The sequence below is a fragment of the Intrasporangium sp. genome (genome assembly GCF_030452765.1).
GTDB lineage: Bacteria > Actinomycetota > Actinomycetes > Actinomycetales > Dermatophilaceae > Intrasporangium_A.
The window spans coordinates 1-2,909 of sequence record NZ_JAKDLO010000303.1 but is presented as its reverse complement, the minus strand read 5'-3'; the positions used below and the strand labels follow the sequence as shown (position 1 = coordinate 2,909).

Genomic DNA, 2,909 nt, shown 5'->3' with positions numbered 1-2,909 from the left:
CCCCGCGTGACCCCCGAGCTCGTGCGCACCCTCGCCGAGCAGGCCCGGCTGCCCCTCGAGGAGGACCGGGTCGCCCAGGTGGCCCCGGTGCTCGAGCTCGTGACCAGCCTCGTCGACCGGCTGGACGGGCTCGACCTGGCCGACGTGCCGCCCGCGACGAGCTTCGACGCGAGGTGGTCGTGATGGAGCCGTACGAGCTGACCATCACGCAGGCCTCGGTGGCGATCGCGGCCGGGGAGCTGTCTCCGGTGGAGCTGCTCGACTCGGCCATCGGGCAGATCGAGCGGTACGAGGACCGCGTCGGCGCCTTCGCCACCCTCACCCTCGACGCCGCGCGGGAGGCCGCGCAGCGGACCGAGGCGCAGATCCACGCCTCGGGGCCGGCCGGTCCGCTGCACGGGATCCCCGTCGGCATCAAGGACCTCTACGACACGGCCGGCGTCGCGTCGACGTCGAGCAGCCGCACCCGGGCCGGGCGGGTGGCCACCGAGGACTCGGCGGTCACCGCCCGGCTGCGCGCCGTCGGTGCCGTGCTCGTCGGGCAGACCCACACGCACGAGTACGCGTATGGGGTCATCACCCCGACCACGCGCAACCCGTGGGATCTCGACCGGATCCCGGGCGGGTCGAGCGGCGGGTCGGGTGCGGCACTCGCCGCGCGGATGGTGCTCGGCGCGACGGGCACGGACACGGGCGGCTCGATCCGGATCCCCTCTGCCCTGAACGGGACGACCGGGCTCAAGCCGACGTACGGCCGCGTCTCGCGGTACGGGATCACCTCGCTGTGTTGGGCGCTCGACCACGCCGGACCGATGGCGCGCACCGTCTCGGACGTCGCGCTGCTGCTGCAGGCCATGGCCGGGTACGACCCGCGCGACCCGGGCAGCGTCGACGAGCCGGTGCCGGACTATGCGGCAGGGGTTGGCCGCGACGCCCGCCTCGACGGGCTGACGTTCGGCGTGCCGACGAACTACTACACGGAGCCGATCGAGCCGGACGTCGAGGCCGCGTTCCGCGCGGCGGTCGCCACGTTGCAGGACGCCGGGGCGAGCATCCACGAGGTGGAGCTGCCGCTGGCGCAGACGTACATGCCCATCGAGTACGGCATCCTCGTCGCCGAGGCCACCGCCTACCACCAGGGCACGCTGCGCGATAAGGGCGAGCTCTACGAGGCGGACGTGCGGGTGCTGCTCGAGGCCGGCGAGCTGATGTTCGCCTCTGACTACATTCGGGCGCTGCGGGCCAGGCAGCTGGTCAAGCGCGGCTGGCAGGAGCTGTTCGACGGGCTCGACGCGGTGCTCGCGCCGACGCTGTGCGCCACGGCCGTCCGGGCCGACGACCCGGTCGTGCGGTGGCCGGACGGCACCGAGGAGTCGGCCATCGACGTCTACGTCAAGGCGTCCGCGCCGGGCAACCTCACCGGCCTGCCGTCGCTGTCGGTGCCGTGCGGGTTCGACTCGCAGGGGCTGCCGATCGGGCTGCAGATCTTTGGCCGGCCCTTCGACGAGGTGGGCGTGCTGCGCATCGGGTCGGTGTTCGAGGCGGCCACCGACTTCGCGAACCGGATGCCGACCGGGCTGGGGTGATGGCGCGCTGTCACCGCTTGAGGTCGGCCGGACGCACCGTGACCGGGAACGGGCGGGTCGCCTCGAAGACCTCCGTGCCGGCCACGTGGGCCACCTGCACGTAGCGCTCGTCCTCGAGCTCCCAGGCGGTCAGCGCCATCGCGACCGGATCGACACACCAGTACGCCGGGCACCCGGCCGCCTCGAGACGGTCGCGTTTGAGCGTGAGGTCGATGCGGCGGGTGCTCGGGGAGAGCACCTCGATCGCGAGCAGCGGCGGCCCGGGCAGCTCGCGAGGCGTGAAGTCTGCGGTCCTGGCGACGATGAGGTCGGGCTGCAGCTCGGTGTCGTCGGCGAGCGCGACGGCGAACGGCGCGAGGATGACCTCGATGCCCGGGGCTGTCGCGGCGGACAGCAGCAGGTGCAGCCGACCGACGACGCGCTGGTGCTCCAGCGCGGGTGCCGGGGTCACGATGAGCACCCCGTCGATGAGCTCGTAGCGGTGCCCGTCATCGGGCATCGCCTCGAGGTCCGCGCGGACCAGCGGACGCGAGCGCGGCAGCGCTGTCATGGTCATCATCGTGCCTCCTTCGGGTCATGGGTGCCACCCTGCCCGAGCGCGGCTCGTCCGCGCGCTCGTCGTCCACAGGTCCCAAGGCTCCTCGTGGAGCCAACGGCCGCCATGACTGGGTGCACCTGTCGCGACCTCCGGCGCGGCTGCACCGCGGCGATCTCCGCCCGTGGCTGGCTTCGAGTCATGGCCAAGCGCACCAAGAGACAGCCAGTGCGCCGCAATGCGACCGACCCGGAAGCCGGGCAAGGGCGGCCGCAGCGAGAGTCCCGTCGACGGGACCGCGCCCTCCGGGGAGCTCGAACCGGGGCAGAGACAGCGGGCAATCGTGCCGAGGTCGACGACGTGCTGCAGGTCAAGGTCGCTCTACGCCATACGAAGCCCCCGATCTGGCGTCGGCTCGAGGTGCCGTCCGGGATCCCCCTCGCCGACCTGCATGCCGTTCCGCAGGTCGCGTTCGACTGGTCCGGCGACCATCTGCACGACTTCGAGACGGTCCCCAGGGGGCGCCGCCAGGGCGAGACGTTCGACGGCCCACGGTGTGGGTACGCGCGAGGGCCGCGGGCGAGGTGCCGTCAATCCTCATCGTCACCAACGAGCCCTACGTCCCATGGGAGCTCGCGTGGGTGGGAGAGGACATCGTCGATCCCGCCGACCTTCCCCCCGCAACGCCGGGCGAAAGCGTCGGTATGCCGCTGGGCTGCCTGTGTCGGGTGGGCCGCTGGGTGCCCCCCATCACCCGAACACCACGCGGCGGGGACCGCCCCGCCTCG

At 72.8% G+C, this 2,909-nt stretch carries 4 protein-coding genes; 3 read left to right on the top strand and 1 reads right to left on the bottom strand.

Annotated features, from left to right (window positions below; all coding sequences use genetic code 11):
• Together L0H79_RS21780 and L0H79_RS21775 are read left to right on the top strand one after the other, a co-directional pair.
• A partial coding sequence (locus L0H79_RS21780; protein ID WP_301486851.1) for a hypothetical protein occupies positions 1 to 183 on the top strand: 183 nt, incomplete at its 5' end.
• Positions 183 to 1,586, top strand: coding sequence for an amidase (locus L0H79_RS21775; RefSeq protein WP_301486850.1), 1,404 nt, complete (start codon positions 183 to 185; stop codon positions 1,584 to 1,586). The genes L0H79_RS21780 and L0H79_RS21775, both read left to right, overlap by 1 nt.
• A gap of 10 nt (positions 1,587 to 1,596) precedes the next feature.
• Here L0H79_RS21775 and L0H79_RS21770 read toward each other — a convergent pair whose 3' ends face one another.
• Positions 1,597 to 2,145 (bottom strand): Uma2 family endonuclease, encoded by a 549-nt coding sequence (locus L0H79_RS21770; RefSeq protein WP_301486849.1) that lies wholly within the window; start codon positions 2,143 to 2,145, stop codon positions 1,597 to 1,599.
• 102 nt (positions 2,146 to 2,247) lie between these two features.
• Here L0H79_RS21770 and L0H79_RS22370 point away from each other — a divergent pair.
• Positions 2,248 to 2,909 (top strand): plasmid pRiA4b ORF-3 family protein (locus L0H79_RS22370; protein ID WP_367652513.1); only part of this gene is annotated, 662 nt, incomplete at its 3' end.